Source organism: Mucilaginibacter sabulilitoris (assembly GCF_034262375.1).
Lineage (GTDB): Bacteria > Bacteroidota > Bacteroidia > Sphingobacteriales > Sphingobacteriaceae > Mucilaginibacter > Mucilaginibacter sabulilitoris.
Window position 1 is genome coordinate 5,863,284 of sequence record NZ_CP139558.1, and the last position, 23,957, is coordinate 5,887,240.

Consider the following 23,957-nt stretch of genomic DNA (forward strand, 5'->3'; position numbering starts at 1 on the left):
AGTTAAAAAGAAAGTCCTGCCGATTGGCAGGACTTTCTTTTTATTGGCAAAACTCGGCCTTATTTAACCACTGAGAATTTATATAACGATTGTGTTTTATAAGTTTGCCCGGGTTTAAGCTCAGTTGACGGGAACTGCGGCTGATTTGGTGAATCGGGATAATGCTGGGTTTCCATAGCAAATGACGTGCGGAACTCATCTTTTATACCGCGTTTCATTGCATTTTTAGCTTGCATAAAGTTACCGCTGTAAAACTGCAAACCAGGCTCTTCGGTAAACACTTCCATTTTTATACCGCTTTTGTCGCCAATTACGGTAGCTATAGGTGTATTGATGTCATGCTTGTTCAGTACAAAATTATGGTCGTAACCTTTGCCATCTTTTAGTTGAACATTGTTATCGTTTATCCTTTGGCCAATGGTTGTTGGTTTGGTGAAGTCAAACGGAGTGCCTTTTACACTTTCAATTTTACCGGTAGGGATCAACGTTGAATCAACCGGAACATAGTTATCGGCATCAATTTGCACCAAATGCTCCAATATGTTGCCGCTGCCTTCGCCGTTAAGGTTAAAAAAAGCATGGTTAGTCAGGTTAACTACTGTTTTTTTATCGGTAGTAGCCTCATAAACCGCCTTAAACTCGTTGTTATCGGTAAGGCTGTAGATCACCTTCACATTCAGGTTACCTGGGAAACCTTCCTCCATATCTTTTGAAAGGTAAGTAAGTTCCAGTGTAGTGGAGTCTATCTGCTTAGCATCCCAAACTACACTCTGATACCCGTTTTTGCCGCCATGGAGCGTGTTGGGCGGGTTATTTATAGATGATTGGTATTCTTTACCGTCAATTTTAAATTTGCCTTTGGCAATACGATTACCATACCGGCCAATGGTTGCACCATAATAAGGCTCGGTTGATTTCTCAAAACCTTCCACACTTTCGAAACCCAAAACCACATCGGTAAGCTTGCCGTTTTTATCAGGCACCAGCAGGCTCACTATACGTCCGCCGTAATTGGTAAACGTAGCTATTACACCATTCTTGTTTTTAAGGGTGTACAAATGTGTTTGTTTTCCATCGATTGTTTTTTCGAATGCCGAGGTTGGAGTTTGTTGTGTACTATCCGTCATAGTTGTTTTTTCCTTGTTAGATGATTGATTACAGGCAGCCAAAGATACGCACGCCGGCAAAATTATTAACGAGAGATTTTTAAATACCTTATTCATAAAGTAGCTGGTTTATATTGAGGTTTAAAATTAGTATTTTTTACTTATTCCTTAACTTTATAATGCACTTCGCTTAAATTTCTTAACTTTTCGGCTGCAAACTCGGCGGTAATATCGCGCTGTGGGTTTGCCAGCATCTCATATCCCACCATAAATTTCTTCACTGTTGCTGAACGTAACAAGGGCGGATAGAAATGCATGTGCCAGTGCCAGTACGGATGATCGCCCATGTTTACCGGCGACTGGTGCATACCCGATGAATATGGGAAAGAGGTTTCGAACATATTATCATACCTTACTGTGAGACGTTTTATAGCCTCGGCTAAAGCTGCTTTTTCTTCATCAGTAAAGTAGAGCAAACTTGTAATATGCCTTTTGCTTACTATCATGGTTTCATAAGGCCAAACTGCCCAGAAAGGAACCAGCACTACAAAATGATCATTCTCAAAAATCACGCGTTCCTGGCGTTTAAGCTCCAGTTTTACATAATCACCAAGCAAGCTGCGGCCTTTTTGTTCAAAATATTCTTTTTGCTGCCGGGTTTCTTTGGCTACCTCTACCGGGATGCTGTTTTGGGCCCAGATTTGCCCGTGAGGGTGCGGGTTGCTGCAACCCATAATATCGCCCTTGTTTTCAAATATCTGGATATGCTTTATCCAGGGATAGGTTGCCAGTTCCTGGTATTCTGCCTGCCACACATCTACCACTTTTCTGATATCGGGGGTTTCCATCTGGGGCAATGTAAGATCATGTCGCGGCGAAAAGCTGATTACCCGGCATATTCCCCGCTGACTGTTAGCTACCAGTAATTCATCATCATTTAACCCACCATCGGGCGTATTGAGTAATAATGACGAATAATCGTTGGTAAAAACATAGCTGGCTTTATAATCGGGGTTGTCGCTGCCATCGGCTCTTTTGTTTCCAGGACATAAATAGCAGTTGGGGTCATATTCGGGCCGTTCATCCATTTGTGAGGCTTCTACCTTGCCCTGCCATGGGCGTTTTGTACGGTGAGGTGATACCAATATCCAATCGCCGGTTAAAATATTTAAACGGCTGTGCGGATGTTCTTTGAGATCAAAAGTTTCGTTAGTCATCAAGTTTAAATTAATCAGGTTTGTTTGGGTGACAGTGCGCCCGGGCAGGGGGCTAATGCCCTTGTTGAACCAAAAGTAAAAAAACAAATGTTAAGTTTACATTTAAAACAAAAAAATATTTGTCAAAACGACACTTTTATATTTAAAATACTGACTATCAGCTATAATAACTAAACACCGAGTTATTTAACGAGAAACTATTAAATAATTGAAAGGATCAACCTTGCCAAACAATCGTTGATTAGAACCCGAGCTCTCCGTGTTCAATAACAGCGGAGTCGCAGATATAGGTAGGCACTATGCCCGTAGCGTTTATGCGGTTCCCGGCATCATCTGGTCGGGTATTACCTGATAATACCAATACAGTATCCAGGCCAAACTTATTGCCCCCAAGTATATCCGTTTGCAGGGTATCGCCTACCATTACAATATCCTTTTTGCTGATGGGCCCTTGATCGCGCAGGAGGTCATAGGCAAACATGAACATTTGTGAATCTGGTTTACCAAAACGGATAAATTCTTTACCTACAATTTTTTCAACCATATTGGCTATGCCGCCTATGGCTATTGACACATCATGCTTGGTTACCGGGTATGCATGATCAGTATTGGCTACAATTACGGGTATGGCCCGCTTACGCAATATGTTTACGGTTTTATTCAGGTCCTCAAACCAATTAAAGCCCTCGTCATCAAGAAACACGAGCGCATTCACCTTATCAATATTACCGGCATCTATAGCGCTCACGGGCAAGGTATGCAAACCTGTACTATCAATGTAATGGGCAGAATCAGGCGTGCCCAAATATGCCACTATTCCATCGTTCACTTTAAGATCAAGATAATCCTTGGTAAGCATACCTGATGAAATGATATGATCGGAAGTAATTGTATAAAGTCCCTTTATTTGGTATGATTCGGCCAGTTGCGCCGGACTCCGTGAAGCATCATTAGTAACAATGTAATATTCCTTTTTTTGTTGCTCCAGATAAGCAAACGTACGTTCAATCCCGGGCAAAAGGCCCTTATAATTTTTCAGCACACCAAAAGCATCAAAAAAAACAACCTTATATCTGTCAACAATTGATTTAAAGTTATCTATTTTGTTCATGCTTTGCGTTTTGATGTAAAATTGGCGCAATATGCTTAAATATTACATCAATATCTACTTTAATTTTAATGCTTCTATAATTTTCTCTGCATCAAAGTCCCTGTCGACTGATGGAAGATATACGTTAAATGCTTCCGACTGCAATTTTTCGGCATACTGTTCGCTAAAAAAGTGCTTGCCATCTTTAATTACATAATTCAATATAAAAAAGCGGTAAGCTTCTTTCATAAACCTTATTTCATCGGCAGTAAGCGGGTTTACTTTATGATATTCCTTTAAAAAAATAATAAACCGGTCTTCCATCATGGTATTAATCACGTAGCTGAACACGGTACGATCGCCAATGTCAGATACTACCCTGCTAAAGAAATAAAAGTCAAGCACGCGGTAACTCATCCTGAACCAATCATAATCCCAGCGCGAATACAGTTCAAGATCGGGCGTAACCGAAAAATTACCAATATTCCAATCAATAAACACCGGAATAATTTCGAACGAGCTCATATTATATTTGGAGCGATTCTTTAAAAACGTTTCGCAGTGATACTTCAAAAAATCGGCCTGCATGCCGGTACCAAAATCGAGCTGATTGGTTTCCAGTTGGTTCAGCAATGCCGAAATATCTGTACGGAGTGTTTTTGACGATTTAGGCAATACATTTTTAACTCTTGAACATGCCTTGTGAAACTTACCTACCTGCTGACCAAGCTTTTTAATATGATTTTCATTGAGCCGGCGCGGCAGTCGCTCTAAAATACGGGTCGGGTTATAAAAAACCACCCATGCATCAGTTTTGCCATGCTTGTAATGGTAAATATATACCCTGTTATTTTTAAGCAATGAGCGCGCCAGGAGGTTTTCAAACGGGTAAAGCAGGTTATTTGACAGCGCCTGGATTATTCGGTGATCTTCTTTAAAGTGTTCAAATTTGCCAAAATAAGAGAGCTTGGCTATAATAATATCATCATCATCAAAAGTGATGCGATAAACATGGTTGGTTGATACCATTGCGCTGATATCTTCAATAAGCCTGATGGTTTTTGAAGCATCATAACCCTCCCATGCTTTTTTAACAATTATGGAATAATCCATTTTAATATTGATTTGTAATTGGAATTTGCGGCTGCAATATTAAGCAAATTGTGTAATTATTTTTATTGTAAATTTTGTCTGAACCAGGATTCAGACAAAATCCAAATTAAATAATCTCGAAGTATCTTTTCAATTCCCAGTCGGTTACATGTTTGGCGTATTGACGGTGTTCCCAGATGCGGGTTTGGGTAAAGTGCTGTACAAAAGCCTCGCCGAAAAGCTCTTTGGCAACAGATGAATTTTGCATGGTTATAGCGGCATCATACAAATTGGTTGCCAGCACACCATTACTTTTATCCTGATAGCCATTACCTATGGTAGGTTTAATATCTAACGGCAGCTTATTTTTTATACCGTAAATACCTGATGCCAACGCGGCAGCCATGGCCAGGTAAGGGTTAGTATCGGCGCCGGGGATACGTGTTTCCAAACGTGTGAGGGCTGGAGTTGTGTTGATAACCCTTAACGCCGTGGTGCGGTTTTCTACTCCCCAGGTAATAGTGGTGGGTGCCCAGGCACCTTCAACCAAACGTTTATAGCTGTTAATGGTTGGCGCATACATAGGTAACAAATGAGGCATACAATAAAGTTGCCCCGCAAGATAATGCTTATGCAAATCGCTCATTTTATGCTCATCACCGGCGCTGTAAAATAAATTTTCGCTTTTATCCCCATTCCATAAGCTTTGATGTATATGGCCACTGCAGCCGGGCAGGGTTTCTGTCCACTTAGCCATAAACGACGCCATAATGCCGTGCTTATAAGCAATTTCTTTTACCGCTGTTTTAAACAACACTGCTTTATCTGCAGCGCTCAATACCTCATCGTGTATGATGGCAGCTTCGTATACGCCGGGACCGGTTTCGGTATGCAAACCTTCAATAGGGATATTGAATTGTGTAAGCAAGTTAAACAGATCGTAATAAAAATCACTGTTCTCTGAAGTGCGTAATATAGAATAGCCAAACATACCTGGTGTAAGGGTATTGATATTGGCAAAGTTTTTATCATTTATAGATTGCGGCGTTTCCCTGAAGTTAAACCACTCAAACTCCTGGGCAAATTCAGCATGATAGCCCATATCCGTGCATTGCTTAACAATATGTTTAAGCAAGCTACGCGGGCAGGCAGGCAGGTCATTACCATTTGGATTACTAAAGTCGCCAAGAAAAAAAGGGATATTATCCTGCCACGGGATATTACGCATTGTGGCCAGGTCTATACGGCAAAGCTTATCCGGATAGCCGGTGTGCCAGCCTGTAAACTCTACATTATCATAACAAACGTCACTACTGTCCCAGCCAAACACTACATCGCAAAAGCCATAGCCGCTTTGCAAACCATTAATGAATTTCTTTGGATGTATAACCTTACCACGCAAAACGCCATCAATATCGGCAAAGGCAAATTTAATTCCCGTGATCTTATTTTCTTCTATATAAGTCTTAATCTGTTCTTCGTTCATGATATAATAGGGGCTAACCTGAGTTTATTCATAAACAAAATAATCTGCCCCTTTTGTTTATAGCAATAATACGAATTTGACAGTACCTTTTTTTATACTTTAGCTTATTAATGGAACAAATTAACCCCCATTTATTTGTTTACGGCACTTTACTTGACGCAAATAACCGCTACGGCGCTTATTTGCAACAGCATTGCACGCTCTTAAGTTCAGGCAAATTTAAAGGCCTGCTTTATGATATGGGCGAATACCCGGGCGCCATAGCAAACACAGACTGCGAACATTACGTTTATGGCAACATCTACCTTATGGATGAGCCAGAAAAGATTTTAGAATTAATTGACGATTACGAAGGATGTGGCGATGACCAGGAACAACCGAATCTGTTTTCAAGGGTATTGACTATCATTGAAACTACTGATGGCCCGGTGGAGTGCTGGATTTACGTTTACAATTTGCCGGTTGATGGTTTATTGTTGATAAAATCTGGCAGGTATAAGTAATGGCGGCTATTAAATGATTATCACTAAAGGGGATTCTCTTCATTTTTTACCGGCCCAGATATAGGCACGCCTGCTTTGGAATTCCGCATCTTTATGCGGACGTCTTTCTATAGCATCAATTATATCAAAACCCGTTTCATGAAGTAGCGCTACGATATCGTCTGTTTTAAAGAAGTATAAATCAATATCCACTTCTTTGTCATGGGCTTTGTCAAAATGAACTACTTCCTCTCCGGCGTGAAAAGAAAACAAAAAATCCCCCCCGGTTTTCAAAACCCTGTTTATTTCTCCAAAACACTTCCTGATCTGGTCATTGGTAAAATGTACTATCGCATAGAATGCAAGTACACTTCCAAGATATCCTGACGGATAAGCGATATTTAACAAGTCTCCGGTTTCAAATTTAATTTGAGGTGAAAGTCTACCGGCTACATTGACCATCGCCGGCGACAGATCAATACCGATGATGTCTTTTAAACCATTGTCGTACAGGAATCTTGTTGTTTGTCCAGGTCCGCAGCCAAAGTCGGCACATAGTCCTTGGTCTTTATTAGCTGCCGCAAATTCTCTCAATAACAATCTATCAATGTGTTTTCGGGAGAGTTCGTCCCAGCGCTCAACCGCATAGTCGTCGGCTACCTGGTTGTAACAGTGTAATACTTTGTCCTGTGAATTCATTTATTTTTGTTTTTCCAATACTAACCTAATTTTGACTTTTCCTGTCCTTACCTTTTCTATCGCTTCATTCGTTTTGGAGAATGCATAACCTCCACGGCACACTCACCACTTTTGTTTTCTCATATTCAGGTTATCCATAACTCCTATTTAAAAGTAATCATAATATTTAAATCCTGTGCATTTGAGTAATTACACACGAATCTTCGACAAGCTCAATTTGACAAATCTTCAGTGTTAGGTCAACTATCCCCCAAAAAAAATCCCCGGTCTTTTTACAGACCGGGGATACAATAAAGATATTAAAAGGGGATTAAAGTTTTGCTGATTTTACAGTTTTGATGATAACTGCAGCTACTTTATACGGATCGGCAGCCGAGTTAGGACGACGATCTTCCAGGTAACCGCTCCAGTTATGATCAACTGTATATAATGGAATACGGATAGAAGCACCACGGTCAGATACACCATAACTAAAATCAGTGATTGATGCAGTTTCGTGTTTACCTGTTAAGCGCAGTTCGTTATGGGCACCATAAACAGCAACACACTCAGCTACAGCTGGGCGGAATGCCTCGCAGATAGCGGTGAAAGTTTCTTTGCTGTTTGCAGTACGTAAAGTAGTATTTGAGAAGTTAGCGTGCATACCTGAACCATTCCAGTCTAATGTACCTAATGGTTTGCAATGCCAGTTGATGCTAACACCGTAGCTTTCGCCAATTCTTTCTAATAAATAACGAGCAACCCAGATCTGGTCACCAGCTTCTTTAGCGCCTTTAGCAAAGATCTGGAATTCCCACTGACCAGCGGCAACCTCAGCATTGATACCTTCAACATTTAAGCCGGCTTCTAAACAAGCGTCTAAGTGCTCTTCAACAATTTCGCGACCGAAAGCGTTGTTTGCACCTACAGAGCAGTAGTATGGGCCTTGCGGACCTGGGTACCCACCTGCCGGGAAACCAAGAGGTTTGTCGGTTTTAGGATCCCATAAAAAGTATTCCTGCTCAAAACCAAACCAAAAATCATTATCATCATCCTCAATATGAGCACGACCGTTTGACTCATGAGGTTTGCCATCTGCGCTAAGTACCTCACACATTACTAAATAAGCATCTTTTCTTTGCGGATCCGGAACAGTAAAAACCGGCTTCAAAATACAATCAGATGAGCCACCTGGTGCCTGTTCTGTTGATGAACCATCAAAGCTCCAGTTATCTAAATCTTCAACTTTACCGCTGAAGCTTTTTACAATTTTAGTTTTGCTACGCAGGCTTTGTGTTGGTTTATACCCATCAAGCCAAATGTACTCGAGTTTAGTTGCCATTTTTTAAGTTAATTTGTAATGTTATGGTTCTAATTATAGTTTTTCTATTAATCTAACTAATTATTAAGGCGAATTTAAACTATTTTTATAAAAATCATTACATTTTTGTGAAATTTTTATAATTTTTTTCCACAAATGCCACTTTTACAATCCAAATACGTAAAATCAACGTTAATAAAATTATTTTTTAACATTTTAATATTTTACTACCCGTAAAGCACGCATTTTTTATTAAAAATGCAAAATATTAAAATATCGATCGTTTAAAGAGCACATTTCAGGGCTAAATTAAGCACAGAAGGCAAAGTTGATAAACAGGAGGCCTAATAATCCCCTATTATAAAAATTCATTACAGGCCTACTTTAATCCCGCGTATTAATCACTTAATTTTTGCGACACATTTTTCAATGCTTTATCCAACTGCTCAGCTGAGTATTGCAGGTAATCTTTTGTTTTTAACAATTCACTTCCCTTATTATCCTCATCGTTCATTAAATCAAGCAAACCTAATATATTTGAAAGATGGTTTCGAACTTCGTGCGAATTGATTGTGGCCAGTTCGTGTTTTTTTGCCGCATATAACAGTTTTTCGTAGTGCCGCTTTTGCCTGTTGCTGCGATAAAAAATGGTGACTATTACTACTATTAAAAATGCCAGAGCCACAATAAATCTGAGCCTTAACTGGTCTTTTTTATAAGTTAGCATATTTTGATTGTATAGGTTTTGTACATCGTTAATTTTCATATTCGATGATATATTACCTACCTGTGTGAGGTTATTAATATTTTGTTTTGATTGCTGCAAGGCAAGTTTTAAATTATAAACAGCCAGCTTGTTATCATTTTTAATCCCGGCTATTTCGCCAAGCATCTCATACAAATGAACCTTTATCTCGGGATGGTTTACCAGGGAAGGGCGCGACAATAAGTTATTAATAATGTACTTTGCCGAATCTATTTGTCCATTGTTAAAATATGCACTGGCCAGGTATTGCTCATCAATATCAACTTTTATAAACAGGCTATCTTTTACTAATGTATTAATAACAGGTATGGCAGTTTTATAATTATGTTTTAGCAATAACAGATAATAACCGGTACGTTTTTGCGAAGTATATAGTTGGTAGATGTCATTTTTAAGTCTGCTTAATTTTTTATGGTATACATTTAATGAATCATAATTTCCTGTTCTGAAATAATTCTCGGCCTTGTTATAGTATATTAGTCTTAGTACGTTTACCTGGTTCATGTTACGCCTGGTATACAAATCCATTGCATCATCTAAACAAACTAAAGACTGACTGTACAAACCGCTCCTGTAATATATGTCAGAAATATTAATACAAAGCAAGGTTTCCAAAAAGGGATTATTAAGTTTCTGAACCTCATTTTTAGCAAGCGTATAACTATAAACCGCATCAATGACATTACCTTCATCCGTTTGTGTAAATGCCAGATAGGTAAAAAAAGTATATAATAAAAAATGATCGGAGTCTTTTTGCACCTGTCCAATTGCTTTTGACAGTTTTTTTTTAGCTTCTTCAAAATTCAAAAGCCGTTTTTGGTATATAGCTTCCGTTAATAGTATTAAAGCTTGTTTATTTTCGATATTTGAGCCGGTAATTGACCGAACTATGGAACCTTTTTTTTGATTGAGTCCCTTAAGTGGTAGATCCTGGATACTTGCTTTAATATAGCCTACTATTTTTTGTTCACGAAAATCTTTATTATTTAACTTAATAAAACTTAAAAGACTATCGTGCGAGACAGACTGCGAAAATGCCGTGCTAAAAAAGCAGGTAAATAAAAGCAATATAATAGAGCGTAGCGCTGTCAGCATGCAAGCATATTTTTCATATAAATTTACATCCGCCTAATTTAAAGCAAATATTACGCATATTATTGCCACTAACTATCAAATTTTTCAAGCAGCTTTAATAAGGTTTCAAAATCTTTAGGATATGGCGCATGTATGGTTATCTCGGTTTCCGGATTTATCTTAAAAGTAACTTCATAAGCATGTAGGGCAAAACGCTTCATGATAGGCAATTCTTCCTGATCTTTACCTAAATGATACTTACGTTTTATTTTTGATAAATAAACCGGCTCACCTTTGTACATCTCGTCGCCTGCTATAGACGCCCGTTGCGTAGCCAAATGTATACGAATTTGATGCATACGTCCTGTTACCGGCCGGCACTCTACAAGGGTATAATGTTTAAAGTATCTTAAAGACTGAAACCAGGTTTCGGCCCGTTTGCCCTCCTGCCGGCTTATGGTTACATTACCTTTGCCCATATTTAAAATGGGCAGATCAATGAGCAGATTTTCAAAAGTATGGGTACCATCAATTACAGCATGGTAAACTTTTTTTACCTGTCGTTTCTCAAACTGCATAGATACCGCACGATAAGCTTCCGGATTTTTTGCAATGATTAACGCACCAGAAGTTTCCTTATCCAACCGATGACAGATCTGGGCATCGTCCCAATAAGCCTTAGCCAGCCGCAATAAATTAACTTCACCTCCCTCCCGCTCATCAAGCGAACTTAAAAAGGGTGGTTTATTAACTACTATCACATCATCGTTCTCAAATAATATAAGGTCGGCAAATTTCGGAAACTTCATATTCAAAATATAGCGGGCAAAAATACGGTTTATAATTTAAACTGCTGTTAGTGTAAACCACCATTTCTTAACCGGTTGTAAAACAAACAGTAACCACGATGGTTAAATACCATAATTAAACTTATATAATCATCTGTCTATAAAAACTATGAGCAACAAAGCAACCAAACCTGAAGAAAAGGGATTTTTTGAAAAGGTTAAAGAAACAATTGAAGGACTATGGGACAGCACTAAAGAGACAGCCGAAGAATTAAAAGATAAAGCCGAAGACAAAATTGAAGACATAAAGGAAAAAGTAACTGCTAAAAAAGCCACTGTTGCAAAAAGGACCACAACAGCTAAAACAACTGTGGCCAAAAAAGCGGACAACACAGCCACCAAAGCAAAGGCTGCCGCAGCCAACGTAAAAGCCAAGGCCGATACCAAAGCGAAAGCTATAACCGCGAGCGCTAAAGAGCAAACTGCAAACGCTAAAAAATCCGCCGCTGAGGTAAAAGCCAAAGCATCAGAAAAGGCTAAGGCAATAACTACAAAAGCAAAAGCCGAAGCCACGGGAGCTAAAAAAGCAGTTGCCGCCAAAACAGCTAAGGCAGCCACAACCGTTAAGAAAAAAGCTGCTTCAGCAAAGTAAATTTATGCGTCACAACAAAAAAGGCGAAGAGAAATAACCTCTTCGCCTTTTTGTTTTATTAAAGTATAAGTTTATGCTTCGAATTTGTAGCCTACACCTTTTACTGTAGCTACACAATCATCACCTAATTTCTCGCGTAGTTTGCGGATGTGCACATCAATGGTACGGTTGGTAACTACTACCGAATCTTCCCAAATGTTTTTAAGGATTACTTCGCGGGTGTATACCTTACCTGGTTTTGAGGCCAGCAGATATAGCAATTCAAATTCTTTTTTTGCCAGTACAACCTTAACACCATTTTTATAAACCAGATAAGCTTCACGGTCAATAACCAAGTCGCCAATTTCCAGTTTGTTATCAGGAGTATCCTCAGCAGGCGCATTACGGCGTAGTATAGCATTTATGCGGCTTACAAGTGCGCGGGGCTTTATTGGTTTAGCAATATAATCATCGGCACCTACGTTAAAGCCGGCAATTTCAGAGTACTCTTCGCTACGAGCGGTTAAGAATACCATAAAGGTATTTTTAAACTCGGGCATGGTGCGCATAATACGGCATGCTTCAATACCATCCATTTTAGGCATCATGATATCCAGCACGATCAAGTCAGGTAATGATTTTTTTGCTTCGGCAACTGCTTCCTGACCGTTACGAGCTAAAAACACCTGATAACCTTCTTTTTTCAGATTATATTCTATTAACTCTAAAATATCGGGTTCATCGTCAACAATAAGTATTTTCTGTTTGGAGGAGTTGCTCATGGTACGTTAAATTTTTTGTATAAAAGTATACACTTTACAACAGCTAAAAGTTAAGTAAATATTAACAAATTGTTAAAGGTTACCTTATGTTAACGATTTATTGAGGCTTACTAAATGTTTTGTTTAAAAAAGCTTCAAGATCAGCACCTGTAATATTCTTAGCAACTATATTCCCCTGTGGGTCAATAATAAAGTTTGACGGGATAGCTTCAATATGATAAAGCAACTCTGTAGCGCCTTCAAACCCATTCAGGTCTGATCCGTGCGCCCAGGTTAATTTATCATCATTAATAGCTTTTTGCCAGTCTTTTTTCTCTTTATCTAAGGATATACCTAAAATATTGAACCCTTTTGATTTAAAAGCGTTATACTGTTTCACAACGTTAGGGTTTTCCTGGCGGCAAGGCTGGCACCATGAAGCCCAGAAATCAACCATTACATATTTTCCTTTATAATCAGACAACTTAACTGGCTTACCATCAATTCCTGCGGTGGTAAAATCGGGAGCTTTATGCCCAACGGAAACAGGTTTAGCCTTTTCCATTTGTTTAATAAATTGCTGTACGCCCGGATTATCTTTAAAATTATCTTTTATTTCATCGGCGTAGGCAACCAGCTGCGGCTCGTATTTATAAACATCAAGCGATGTTGCAGCGTAGAACCCGGCAAGTGAATTTTTATTATCATTCACAAATTTCATTACCGCATTGCTATAATCGGCCATGTTTTTTTGAAAAACAGGCATATATATTTTTAACAGCGAATCGGATTGCTTACCCAGTGCCTGTGATTTTTCCTGGTACTCGGCAACCACTTTATTATTTTTGTCGCCATAAAAGTTACTGATCTTGTTAAACTCCTTTATTTTATCAGAGTCATCAGATCCTGTAATGGTATAAGCGTGGGTGTTATCTTTTAAATCGGTAGTGAAATCAATATCGTCGCCGTTTTTTGCTATCAGGTCATATATAGCGTCGCCTGTACGCAATTTATATAAATTGGCGTAAAGGCTTTCGTGTTTAAACTGAAATTTACCGTTTTCACTTAAAGTGGTAGAGTCAATAACTTTTACCTGTGTGCTATCTGCCTCAAGCAGATATACTGTTTTTAAGCTCGATGGATTTTTTATGGTACCCGAGATGGTAAATGCTGTTTTATCCTTACATGAAAAAAGGACTACAGTTAAAAAAAATATACCCGTTGCTATTATGCGATTCTTCATTATCACTTTGATTCTAAATTTAGCCTCACCTAAATCCTCTCCAAAGGAGAGGGCTTTAAATTATTCCTTTGAACCCTCGCCTCCGGAGAGGGAAGAGTGAGGCCCATTATCACTTTGATTCTAATTCCTTTATCAACAGTTGGTTTGTTTTCTGCGGATCGATCTTTCCTTTCGAGCTTTTCATGATCTCGCCCATAAACAAACCCAAAACTCCCTTTTTACCTTTTTGATATTCTATAACCTTGTCCGGGTATTTAGCTATGGCATCGCGTATAAAGCGGCTCACATCATCATTATCCGAACTGATTAGCAGGTTAAGTTCTTTAGCCAGCTGCTCAGCATTTTTTGCCGGCTCTTTAATCATAGCTGGGAATAATTTGTGCGAAGCTACAGAATTATTTATCACACCAGCGTCAACAAGTTTAATCAAACCTGCCAAATGCTGCGGTGTAACAACAAAGTTGCTTATGATTACATCGTGATCGTTCAGATATGATTTTACAGCGCCCATTAACCAGTTGGCCGCAGCTTTATAATGACCGGTATGTTTAATCAGGTCTTCAAAATAAAGGGCCAGGTCGCGCTCAGCCGTTATTACTGAAGCGTCATAAGCAGAAAGACCGAGTTCTTCGGTATATTTATGATACAATTGTGCTGGCAACGCAGGTAAACCTTGCCGTATCTTTTCAACGTATTCATTGGTTAACATCAATGGCGGCAGATCGGGTTCTGGGAAATAGCGATAATCATTAGCCATTTCTTTGGAGCGCAATACCGATGTTTCGCCTGTATCCGCATTAAAGTTCAATGTATTCTGATCTATATGGCCGCCATTTTCAATAACATCAACCTGACGGGCAAATTCATGTTCAATAGCACGTTGTACATTACGTATGGAGTTAAGGTTTTTTACCTCGCAACGGTTTCCATATTCAGTAGCGCCTTTAAGCCTTACAGAAATATTGGCGTCGCATCGCATGCTGCCTTCTTCCATATTGCCATCGCAAATATCAAGATAACGCAGTATTTTACGGGTTTCTGTTAAGAATTGACCAGCCTCTTCGGCACTGCGCATATCAGGTTGGGTTACAATTTCAAGCAAGGGCACCCCTGCCCTGTTCAGGTCTATAAGTGAATCGGCGTGGTGCTGATCGTGCATGCTTTTACCGGCATCCTCTTCCATGTGGATATGGTGGATAGCAATATCTTTTTGTTTGCCTTCTGATAATTTTACGGGCACCCATCCCCCCAAACAAACCGGCGCATGATCCTGGGTGATCTGGTACCCTTTAGGTAAATCAGCATAAAAATAGTTTTTACGGGCAAAGCTGTTATTAAGGTTGATAGTACAATTACAAGCCAGACCCATTTTTACTGCGTATTCCACCGCCCTTTTGTTCAGAAACGGTAACGTGCCGGGATGCCCAAGCGATATGGCACTGATGTGGTGATTCGGTTCGGCACCAAAGGCAGCTGAATCTGCTGAGAATGCTTTACTTAAGGTGGATAACTGGGCATGTACCTCGAGGCCAATAACCACTTCGTACTTGTCACTTACCCCATTTTCGAGAACTGTCATAAAAATAAAAATTCAGCTATAATTTTACTGATTGTAAGGTCAAATATATAAAAGTTAAATATAGTATAAACATCATTTAACCATTAAACAGGGTATAAAATTCATATTAATGCTATTACCACGGCACTAAGTTAAGGCAATATGCCGATTAAAACTATTGATTTAATATGATTTAAAACAAACTGTCTTATAACACTTACTGAGATTTTTGTTGCCGGCCACCAGTAAGATCTCCTTTCCGTTAAACCTTCTTTAAGCATACGTGTCTATTTGTTAAAACGGCACAATAATTGATCAAGCCGCACTATTAAGAAGATACTATGAAAAAGATAATTTTAGGAATGCTTGCAGGCTGCTTTATACTTGCAGCTTCGGTTGCTGAAACAAAAGCACAGGTGCATGTAAATGTAAACGTAGGTTTATGGAACCCGCCTGCAGAATACTCTGGTGTTAATTATTACTATTTACCGGATGTAGAAAGCTACTATTATGTACCTACCCACAAATATGTTTATTTAGACGGTGGCCGATGGGTTTTCAGAAGCGCGTTGCCACCCCGTTACAGCACCTATAACATTCAAACCGGCTATAAGGTTGCTGTTAACCGTCCGCGTGCTTACACCTATTATAATACCGACCGTGCGCGCTATGCCCGTTACAGAGGCACTCATGACAGGCAGGTAATTATCCGCGACCATTATATTGTACACAATAACACACGCGTTATTAACCGCACACATTATGTAAGACCAAGAACCAAAGTTGTACACAGAACAGTGGTAGTACATCACGATAATGGCAAGCATAAAGGTCACCACAAGCATTAACATCCCAATATAAATTAACAATTAAAAAAGACCGTCTGTTACACGGTCTTTTTTTGTTTTTATAGATTGCGATTAGCTCATGATCATTGCTATGCTGAACTTGTTTCAGCACCTCATTTGCTGATTTAAGCCATGCATATCTGCAACTTTGCAAGTGAGATGTCGAAATAAATTCGGCATGACCTATTCTATTTTTTTACCCAACAAAACTTTTAGCCTTTGCCAGCGCTGCATCCAATCCGGTAACATCACTACCGCCTGCTGTAGCAAAAAATGGCTGACCGCCTCCGCCGCCCTTTACTTCTTTAGCCAGTTCTTTTACGATATTACCGGCATGCAGGCCTTTTTCCTTTACCAGGTTTTCGGCTATCATAACGGTAAGACTTGGTTTACCATCAAAATCAGCAGCCAGCACCAGGAACAAGTTTGGTACAATATCCTTAAGCTGATATGCGAGGTTCTTTACAGCATCGGCATTGGGCAGGGCTACTTTTTGGGCAATGAAATTCACATCTCCAATTTCTTTGGCCTTTTGAGCCAACTCGTTTTTTAATCCCGATGATTTCTCGAGGATTGATTTTTCGATCTCTTTTTTTAGCTTATTATTTTCATCAAGCAAGCCTTCCACGCTTTTGGGTATGTTCTTCGGGTTTTTAAGCAGCTCTTTTAGCTGGTTAACCAGGTTGCTTTGCTCGTTGATATAAACTTCGGCGGCAACACCGGTAATGGCCTCTATACGCCTGACACCAGCAGCCACAGCACTTTCGGCAATTATTTTAAAGAACCCGATTTGCCCGGTAGCTTTTACATGTGTACCGCCGCAAAGCTCTTTGCTAAATTCATCATCAAAAGTAATTACGCGCACATACTCACCATATTTTTCACCAAACAGGGCGGTTACGCCGCTTTGAATGGCCTCTGCATACAGTACACTGCGTTCTTCCTTCAATGGGATATTTTGTCTTACTTTTTGATTCACGATGGCTTCTATTTGAGCCAGTTCTTCGTCGGTTACTTTGGCAAAGTGCGAAAAATCAAACCGCAGATAATCGGCATTAACTAATGAGCCTTTCTGATTAACATGACTGCCTAAAACCTGCTTCATAGCAGCGTGCAACAGGTGCGTAGCCGAGTGGTTACTATTGGTTTGGCTGCGCAGTGCAGGGTCAACAATAGCGGTAAGCGCATCATCAATATCTTCGGGTAGCTTATCTACAAAATGTACGATCAAACCGTTCTCTTTTTTGGTATCGGTTACTTTTACAATCTCCCCATCCGGAAAAACCAGTTCGCCCTTATCTCCCACTTGGCCACCGCTTTCGGCATAAAAAGGTGTTTTATCCAGCACAATCTGGTATTGTTCTTTACCTTTAGCGGTAACCTTACGATATTTTACCACGTGGGCAATGGTCTCGGTTTCATCGTAGCCGGTAAACTCAACACTTTCGTCGTATTTGAGTATTACCCAGTCGCCGGTGTCAATAGCTGTGGCAGCGCGGGAACGAGATTTTTGGGCTTGAAGAGCAGCTTCGAAACCCTCCATATCAACAGTCCAGCCTTTTTCACGGGCCATTAACTCAGTTAAATCAATTGGAAAACCAAATGTATCTTGTAATTCAAAAGCAAAAGCACCATAAATAATCTTGCTTTTAAAAGCTTTTTCAAATTCGTCCCATTTATCACCGATTTCATCTATACTTTTTCCACCTGTGAAAGGAATTACCGAATTTACAAATTCTTCAAATCTTGATATACCACTTTGTAATGTCCTCAAGAAAGAAACCTCCTCCTCCAAAACCACCTTCTGTACAAAATCTTTCTGACTGTACAAATTATCAAACACCCCTTTAAACTGTTCAGCCAATAACGGCACCAGCTGATTAAAGAACGGCTCTTTAAACCCTAAAGTCTGATAGCTATAACGTACCGCCCTACGTAAAATACGACGGATGACATAACCTGCTTTATTGCTTGCAGGCAGCTGTCCATCTGCAATAGCAAAGCTAATGGCCCGAATATGATCAGCCAGCACACGCATGGCAACGGCCTCATTCCAATCTGCATCACCCGGTTTGGCAGCGCTATTATATTTCTTACCACTTTTTTCAGCAATAAACTGGATCATCGGCTGAAAAACATCGGTATCATAGTTAGACGTTTTTCCCTGCAGCACACGTACTAAGCGTTCAAAGCCCATACCGGTATCCACGTGTTTATTTGGCAGCGATTGCAAAGCACCGCTTTTTAAGCGGTTAAACTGCATAAACACAATGTTCCAGACTTCAATAACCTGGTCGTGATCGGCATTTACCAGGGATGCTCCATCAACTTCGGCACGCTCACTATCCGGGCGGCTGTCAAAGTGAATTTCAGAGCATGGACCACAGGGGCCGGTTTCGCCCATTTCCCAAAAATTATCTTTCTTGTTACCACGTAGTATATGATCTTCGGCAACAAGTGCCTTCCAGAACTCATAGGTTTCAGTATCTTTCTCGAGGCCGTCCTTTTCGTCACCTTCAAAATAGGTTATGTACAGGCGGTCTTTAGGTAATTTGTAAACTTCGGTAAGCAGTTCCCAGCCCCAGGCAATAGCTTCTTTTTTAAAGTAGTCGCCAAAGCTCCAGTTGCCCAGCATTTCAAACATGGTGTGGTGATAGGTATCAATTCCCACCTCTTCCAAATCGTTATGCTTACCGCTTACGCGTAAACAACGCTGGGTATCGGCTACGCGCGGCGCTTTCGCAGGTGCTTCGCCTAAAAATATATCTTTAAACTGATTCATCCCCGCGTTGGTGAACATCAGGGTTGGGTCGTTTTTTATAACAATGGGTGCAGAAGGCACAATAGTATGTCCCTTAGAAACAAAAAAATCAAGAAAAGCCTGGCGTATCTGTAAAGCTGTCATAGGGTGCAAATGTAATTATTAGTCTGCAAGTCGTAAAGTCTGAAACGAGGAAAGATAATATCAGCCGAAATGCAACAACTCACCTTTACACAATAGCGACCGGCGGGAAAACAATCAAAAAAATCGTCATTGATGCTGAACTACATACACCATAAATAATTAACTTTATGAGCAACCTTTCCCCAGCTTTAACGTTATTAAATTTATAACGTGGTTCTTTTCATTTAAGATAAATTAAAGAGTAAATTTGCTTATGGAAACGCTCAAAGTTGACATTCAAAACAATCAGGAAAAAAAAGTGCTACTGGCCTTTTTAGACAGCTTGAACTATCAATACAAAATTGAAAACAACGATTATGTAACCGATGAACAGCTAAGTGAGCTGGATCAGCGCAGAGCCGATATGCTGGCTGGGAAAGCTTCATCCCTGCCCTGGAGCGAGGCTTTATAATCCTGCTGCTTTTAATACCGGCACAGTATCTGTCTTTCAATTTGCCTGGTAAAAAATTCCGAAATTCGAAATTAACGAATACATTTGCACATGCCTTATAAAGAACGCGAAATAAGCAAGATGTACTATACCATGGGTGAGGTGTCGGCCATGTTTGATGTAAATCAGTCGCTTATTCGCTTTTATGAAAAGGAATTTGATGTACTGCAGCCCAAGAAGAACAAGAAAGGCAACCGTTATTTTACCCCCGAGGATATAGAGAATTTTAAAATCATATTTCACCTCATACGCGATAAAGGCTACACCCTTAACGGCGCCAAAGAACATTTAAAGCATAACATGGCTGATACCAAAGAAAATCAGCGTGTTATTGATTCGCTCGAAAATATAAAAAAATTCCTGTTGGAAGTGCGTGACGAGTTGTAGATGGTATCAGGTAACGCGTATCAAGTATCAAGATCTTTATAATTGATATTAAAACATGGCACCCTCTTTAAAAATCCTGATACATGATACTCACTACTTGATACTAAGAAAACATATCTTTATTTTTTATTGACATCCATGCTTGCTAACCACAAAGGCGAAATTCCGGTTGTAGTGCTGCTTATGCCTTATTTGTTGGGTATTGCGGTTGGCATCAGCTTTATTTCGGCGGTTTATTTACCAGTTTTATCCGGGCTGTTTATTGGTCTCAGCTTTGTATTTATTACGCTTAATTTAAATTACAGGCGGCTGGGCTTATATAAACGGCGCTGGCTGGGTGGTTTGCTCATCGGTATTATTGTATTTACAGCCGGATGGCTCAGCGTAATCAGCTATAACGAGATCAATCATCGCGATCATTTTTCCCGATTGCCTTGCGCAGTATATTTCTGTACGCATCAACAATGAACCCCAGTTTAAAAATGGCCTTATCCGGTTTACAGTGGCTTGTGCTGTCTGCTGCTTTCATGGGTGCCGGTACTTTCAACTATATTGACCTGGGTACTTGAAAAAACTATTGTGCTCATGAACAACGCGTTAGCTTTTATTGAACACGCTCCCTTTGTCAGTATCAATAAAATATGGTTCACCACAACCGAATACCTGCTTGCCTATGTTATTATTATCAGTCTATTTTACTTTTTGCACGATAAAAAAAACTGGCTGCTTAAATTGAGTATGGCGTGCCTGATGTCGCTGTGTATAAGCATAAGCGTAAAGAGATATAATTCCATTAATGCCATTCAGTTGCTTTTTTAAACCTGCGCAAAAACACCGGCATAGTATTTAAAAATAGTAATAGCGCTGTTATATTAAGCAACCTGGCCGATACTGATAAAAACTACCGCTATTCTGTACAGCCCTATCTGGATAGCTGTAAAATAAACGATATGCGGCTATATAACCTTAAACAAAACATCAATCTGCCTTATCTTAAAAAACAAGGAAACCTTATACAGTTTTGCAATAAAAAAATACTGGTATTTGACAAAAATCTATCCGGCATTCAATTACCTCAAAAGCTAAAAATCGATTTTCTGTACATTAGCGGGAACCCTCATATCGGTCTGCACCAGATAAATAAAAATTATGATTATCAAACGCTTATTATAGACGGCAACAACGCCGGTATATTAACTTTACAGCTTGAAACAGAGGCTAGGGCCATGCGTATAAATTATAGCTTTTTAAGACGTAACATTTTATTAGTTGCTACATCTAATTGAAAAATTAAACCAAGCACTAATAAATTTGTCTTTTAATCAGAAACCAGTAAATTGGTATAAATCAAACAAAAACTATGAATATTAAATTTCTTAACGTTGCCCTGGGCCTGGCTCTTACTGCAACAGCTTTGAGCGCCAGCGCACAAAAAAAATACACAGAAGGTGTGGTTAACTTTAGTACTAACATGAGGGGACAGGCCGTTGACGCAAAAGGCTATTTCCGTTCAGACTCAAGCGCGTTTGCTTTTACTGCCGGACCTGCAAGCATTAAAATTTTAACAGATGCTGATGGAAAATCAATGGCTATTTTGGTTGATGTACCTGTTGCCAATATCAAAAAAGCAGCTATAGCTACTCCTGATGAAGTTGATCAGGCAATGGCAGACATGCCAAACTTTACCTTTGCACCCGGCACTGAAACTAAACAAATTTCGGGCTTTAACTGCAAAAAGGTAGTAGCTACCGATGCCAAAACAAAAAAGACATACGACATATGGATTACCAATGACGTTGAAGTACCTTTAACCGGCATTGCCAAATACTACAGATCCATAGGTGGTTTCCCGGTACAATACACTTCTTTTAGCCAGGGCCAAAGCACCGAAGTTACTGTAAAAAGCATATCTGACGAGAAAGTACCAGCTGGCACATTCGGTATTCCTGCCGATTTTGAAAAAATTTCGTTAGATGATCTTAAAGCGATGAGCGGCGGCAGATAAGCCTCTTCACTAACAATTCATTAAAGGTTTCTTAACATTGCGGTTAAAGTACTATTTTTGTACCCCCGTATGTTAAGAAACCTTTTTAGCTTCATCAGATTTTTCGTTTTCTGGTTGGTGTTTTTCGCAATCACCCGGGCAACATTTGAAATATACTTTTTCCACAAGCTAAAAGGAGCCGGTTTTGGCGAAATTCTGCAAACATTCATTTACGGCATCCGGCTTGATGCTTCGACCGCAGCTTATATCTGTACTATCCCATTACTGGTATTTGCTGTTAACTGGTGCATTCCGCGCAGTACCATTAAACCCATATGGCTTAAAGTTTATGTATGGTTTTGCCTGTTTTGCATATCGTTAAACACGGTACTCAATTTTAATATTTTCCGGGAATGGGGTACCAAAGTAACCTTCAGGGTATTCAGTTCCCTATATCATGCACCTTCTGAGGCGCTGGCCTCTACCGGGTCATCACCCGTTGGCAGATGTATTGTAATTGGGTTACTACTGATGGGAAGCGGCATCTTGCTGTCAAATTATATCATTAATTACCAGTTTAAGAAACCGGTTACTGAACCACGCCTTAAGGCTGTTTTAATTTGCCTGTTGCTGTTTATAAATTTCCTGTTTATGCGGGGTGGCCTGCAAACCGAACCCATCAATCAGAACGCAGCTTATTTCTCTGACAGAGAAATATTGAACCAATGCGCCCTGAACACAGAATGGAACCTGTTTAATAATATTTTCGAAAATTTCAGACGGCCATACAACCCTTACCTGTTTATGCAGCCCAATGGCGCAAAGCAACTGGTGCAAGATATATATAGTATAGAACCCGACTCTACACCACACGTATTAACTACCAGCCGCCCAAATGTGGTAATCATCCAGTTAGAAAGCTATACGGCAAGCATTATTGAATCATTGGGAGGCGACAAAGGCGTGGCCCCTAACTTCGAAAAGTTTATACGCAACGGTATCCTGTTCAACAACATTTATTCATCAGCCGACCGTACAGACAAAGGGATTATATCTATCATGAGCGGTTTCCCGTCGCAGGCTATTCGCACGGTTATTGCCGATACTTCGAAGCAAAAAAAGCTCCCCGCACTATCATCAGTATTTAAAAACGCCGGATACCAAACCACCTACTTTTACGGCGGCAAAAGCAATTACATGGACTTTAACGTATTTATGAAAAGCCACCACATTGATCATATTATTGATGAGCTTAGCTTTGATAAAAGCCAGGTAAAAACCGAATGGGGTGTTTATGATGATGTATTGTTAAACAAACACCTGCAATATAACCAGCAGCAAAAACAGCCTTTCTTCTCGTACTTGCAAACATCAACCAATCATGAGCCCTTTGTGCTCCCAGTAAAGGGCCATTTCCCGGATGACGATGCAGACGGTGATGCCAGTAATAAATTCAGGAGCACCGCCTACTTTACCGACTCATGCCTCAATGCTTATTTTGAACAGGCTAAAAAGCAAAGTTGGTATAAAAACACCTTATTTATTCTCGTAGCCGATCATGGTCATCGCCTGCCGCGTAATATATCCGAGGCTTATGATCCGGCTAAATATCACATACCATTGCTATTTTTCGGCGATGTGATAAAACCCGAATATCGGGGTAAAAAAATCAATAAACTGGGTGGCCAAACCGATATTGCCGCTACCCTGCTGTCGCAGCTGGGCATGCCACATGATCAGTTTAAATGGTCAAAAAACCTGCTTAATCCGGGATCTTCCGATTTTGCCTTTTTTGATTGGGATAACGGATTTGCCTTTATGTTGCCTCAGCAAACAGTATCATACGATAACTCAGGCCGGAGAATAGTTTACACTGGTAATAAAAACGCCGATCAGATAACTACCGACAAAACACTACTTTATGGCAAGGCGTTTTTACAGCAGGTATATACGGAATATATGGCTTTTTGACCGTTGATAGGCTTGATTATGTTGATTTCGCTGATTTTTAACCTCTTGTCATTCTGAGCGGAGCGAAGAATCTATTGTT

At 39.8% G+C, this 23,957-nt stretch carries 23 protein-coding genes; 10 read left to right on the forward strand and 13 right to left on the reverse strand.

The genetic code is table 11. From position 1 onward, the window contains the following. Window positions 1–59: 59 nt before the first annotated feature. The 5 genes from SNE25_RS24970 to SNE25_RS24990 all read right to left on the reverse strand — a co-directional run bounded on the left by SNE25_RS24970 (window position 60) and on the right by SNE25_RS24990 (window position 5,991). The gene (locus SNE25_RS24970) at window positions 60–1,127 is read right to left on the reverse strand and encodes an aldose epimerase family protein (protein WP_321561741.1); all 1,068 of its coding nucleotides are present in this window, start codon (window positions 1,125–1,127) and stop codon (window positions 60–62) included. 140 nt (window positions 1,128–1,267) lie between these two features. Next, window positions 1,268–2,323: a UDP-glucose--hexose-1-phosphate uridylyltransferase gene (locus tag SNE25_RS24975; RefSeq protein ID WP_321561742.1), complete on the reverse strand. Its 1,056-nt coding sequence runs from the start codon at window positions 2,321–2,323 to the stop codon at window positions 1,268–1,270. Between the two features lie 241 nt (window positions 2,324–2,564). Next, complete coding sequence (locus tag SNE25_RS24980; RefSeq protein ID WP_321561743.1) at window positions 2,565–3,434, reverse strand: HAD-IIA family hydrolase; 870 nt, start codon at window positions 3,432–3,434, stop codon at window positions 2,565–2,567. Between the two features lie 54 nt (window positions 3,435–3,488). After that, window positions 3,489–4,526, reverse strand: coding sequence for a hypothetical protein (locus tag SNE25_RS24985; protein ID WP_321561744.1), 1,038 nt, complete (start codon window positions 4,524–4,526; stop codon window positions 3,489–3,491). A 106-nt stretch (window positions 4,527–4,632) separates the two neighbouring features. Further along, window positions 4,633–5,991, reverse strand: a complete 1,359-nt coding sequence (locus SNE25_RS24990; RefSeq protein ID WP_321561745.1) for a glutamine synthetase family protein — start codon at window positions 5,989–5,991, stop codon at window positions 4,633–4,635. 110 nt (window positions 5,992–6,101) lie between these two features. On the opposite strand from SNE25_RS24990, the gene SNE25_RS24995 reads away from it, so the two are divergent. Next, window positions 6,102–6,494, forward strand: a complete 393-nt coding sequence (locus SNE25_RS24995) for a gamma-glutamylcyclotransferase family protein (protein WP_321561746.1) — start codon at window positions 6,102–6,104, stop codon at window positions 6,492–6,494. Between the two features lie 39 nt (window positions 6,495–6,533). On the opposite strand, the gene SNE25_RS25000 is transcribed toward SNE25_RS24995, so the two are convergent. From SNE25_RS25000 to SNE25_RS25015, 4 genes are all read right to left on the reverse strand, one after another. Beyond that, window positions 6,534–7,172: a class I SAM-dependent methyltransferase gene (locus SNE25_RS25000; RefSeq protein ID WP_321561747.1), complete on the reverse strand. Its 639-nt coding sequence runs from the start codon at window positions 7,170–7,172 to the stop codon at window positions 6,534–6,536. A 310-nt stretch (window positions 7,173–7,482) separates the two neighbouring features. Next, on the reverse strand, window positions 7,483–8,493 hold the full coding sequence (locus SNE25_RS25005) for a glutamine synthetase beta-grasp domain-containing protein (RefSeq protein WP_321561748.1): 1,011 nt from the start codon (window positions 8,491–8,493) through the stop codon (window positions 7,483–7,485). A gap of 376 nt (window positions 8,494–8,869) precedes the next feature. Next, window positions 8,870–10,333: a hypothetical protein gene (locus SNE25_RS25010; RefSeq protein WP_321561749.1), complete on the reverse strand. Its 1,464-nt coding sequence runs from the start codon at window positions 10,331–10,333 to the stop codon at window positions 8,870–8,872. Between the two features lie 68 nt (window positions 10,334–10,401). Then, complete coding sequence (locus SNE25_RS25015; RefSeq protein WP_321561750.1) at window positions 10,402–11,121, reverse strand: RluA family pseudouridine synthase; 720 nt, start codon at window positions 11,119–11,121, stop codon at window positions 10,402–10,404. Window positions 11,122–11,269: 148 nt separating this feature from the next. On the opposite strand from SNE25_RS25015, the gene SNE25_RS25020 reads away from it, so the two are divergent. Further along, window positions 11,270–11,752 (forward strand): hypothetical protein, encoded by a 483-nt coding sequence (locus tag SNE25_RS25020; protein ID WP_321561751.1) that lies wholly within the window; start codon window positions 11,270–11,272, stop codon window positions 11,750–11,752. A 71-nt stretch (window positions 11,753–11,823) separates the two neighbouring features. Here SNE25_RS25020 and SNE25_RS25025 read toward each other — a convergent pair whose 3' ends face one another. From SNE25_RS25025 to gatB, 3 genes are all read right to left on the reverse strand, one after another. Beyond that, complete coding sequence (locus tag SNE25_RS25025; RefSeq protein ID WP_172335194.1) at window positions 11,824–12,513, reverse strand: response regulator transcription factor; 690 nt, start codon at window positions 12,511–12,513, stop codon at window positions 11,824–11,826. Between the two features lie 97 nt (window positions 12,514–12,610). After that, entirely contained in the window at window positions 12,611–13,735 is a 1,125-nt protein-coding gene (locus tag SNE25_RS25030; RefSeq protein ID WP_321561752.1) for a TlpA disulfide reductase family protein, read from the reverse strand. 109 nt (window positions 13,736–13,844) lie between these two features. After that, window positions 13,845–15,314 carry an Asp-tRNA(Asn)/Glu-tRNA(Gln) amidotransferase subunit GatB gene (gatB, locus tag SNE25_RS25035; protein ID WP_321561753.1) on the reverse strand — a complete coding sequence of 490 codons (1,470 nt, stop codon included), beginning with the start codon at window positions 15,312–15,314 and terminating at the stop codon, window positions 13,845–13,847. 320 nt (window positions 15,315–15,634) lie between these two features. Between gatB and SNE25_RS25040 the strand changes: the two genes are divergently transcribed. Beyond that, window positions 15,635–16,141, forward strand: a complete 507-nt coding sequence (locus SNE25_RS25040) for a hypothetical protein (RefSeq protein WP_321561754.1) — start codon at window positions 15,635–15,637, stop codon at window positions 16,139–16,141. Window positions 16,142–16,337: 196 nt separating this feature from the next. Here SNE25_RS25040 and alaS read toward each other — a convergent pair whose 3' ends face one another. After that, window positions 16,338–19,046, reverse strand: a complete 2,709-nt coding sequence (gene alaS, locus SNE25_RS25045; RefSeq protein WP_321561755.1) for an alanine--tRNA ligase — start codon at window positions 19,044–19,046, stop codon at window positions 16,338–16,340. 253 nt (window positions 19,047–19,299) lie between these two features. Between alaS and SNE25_RS25050 the strand changes: the two genes are divergently transcribed. From SNE25_RS25050 to SNE25_RS25080, 7 genes are all read left to right on the forward strand, one after another. Beyond that, window positions 19,300–19,497, forward strand: a complete 198-nt coding sequence (locus SNE25_RS25050) for an addiction module protein (protein WP_321561756.1) — start codon at window positions 19,300–19,302, stop codon at window positions 19,495–19,497. 90 nt (window positions 19,498–19,587) lie between these two features. After that, complete coding sequence (locus tag SNE25_RS25055) at window positions 19,588–19,923, forward strand: MerR family transcriptional regulator (RefSeq protein WP_321561757.1); 336 nt, start codon at window positions 19,588–19,590, stop codon at window positions 19,921–19,923. Between the two features lie 138 nt (window positions 19,924–20,061). Further along, entirely contained in the window at window positions 20,062–20,391 is a 330-nt protein-coding gene (locus SNE25_RS25060; RefSeq protein WP_321561758.1) for a hypothetical protein, read from the forward strand. A gap of 117 nt (window positions 20,392–20,508) precedes the next feature. Then, entirely contained in the window at window positions 20,509–20,742 is a 234-nt protein-coding gene (locus tag SNE25_RS25065) for a hypothetical protein (RefSeq protein ID WP_321561759.1), read from the forward strand. A gap of 131 nt (window positions 20,743–20,873) precedes the next feature. After that, window positions 20,874–21,209, forward strand: coding sequence for a hypothetical protein (locus SNE25_RS25070; protein ID WP_321561760.1), 336 nt, complete (start codon window positions 20,874–20,876; stop codon window positions 21,207–21,209). Window positions 21,210–21,283: 74 nt separating this feature from the next. After that, the gene (locus SNE25_RS25075; RefSeq protein ID WP_321561761.1) at window positions 21,284–21,928 is read left to right on the forward strand and encodes a hypothetical protein; all 645 of its coding nucleotides are present in this window, start codon (window positions 21,284–21,286) and stop codon (window positions 21,926–21,928) included. Window positions 21,929–21,997: 69 nt separating this feature from the next. Continuing rightward, window positions 21,998–23,878, forward strand: coding sequence for an LTA synthase family protein (locus tag SNE25_RS25080; protein WP_321561762.1), 1,881 nt, complete (start codon window positions 21,998–22,000; stop codon window positions 23,876–23,878). The last annotated feature ends 79 nt before the right edge of the window (window positions 23,879–23,957 follow it).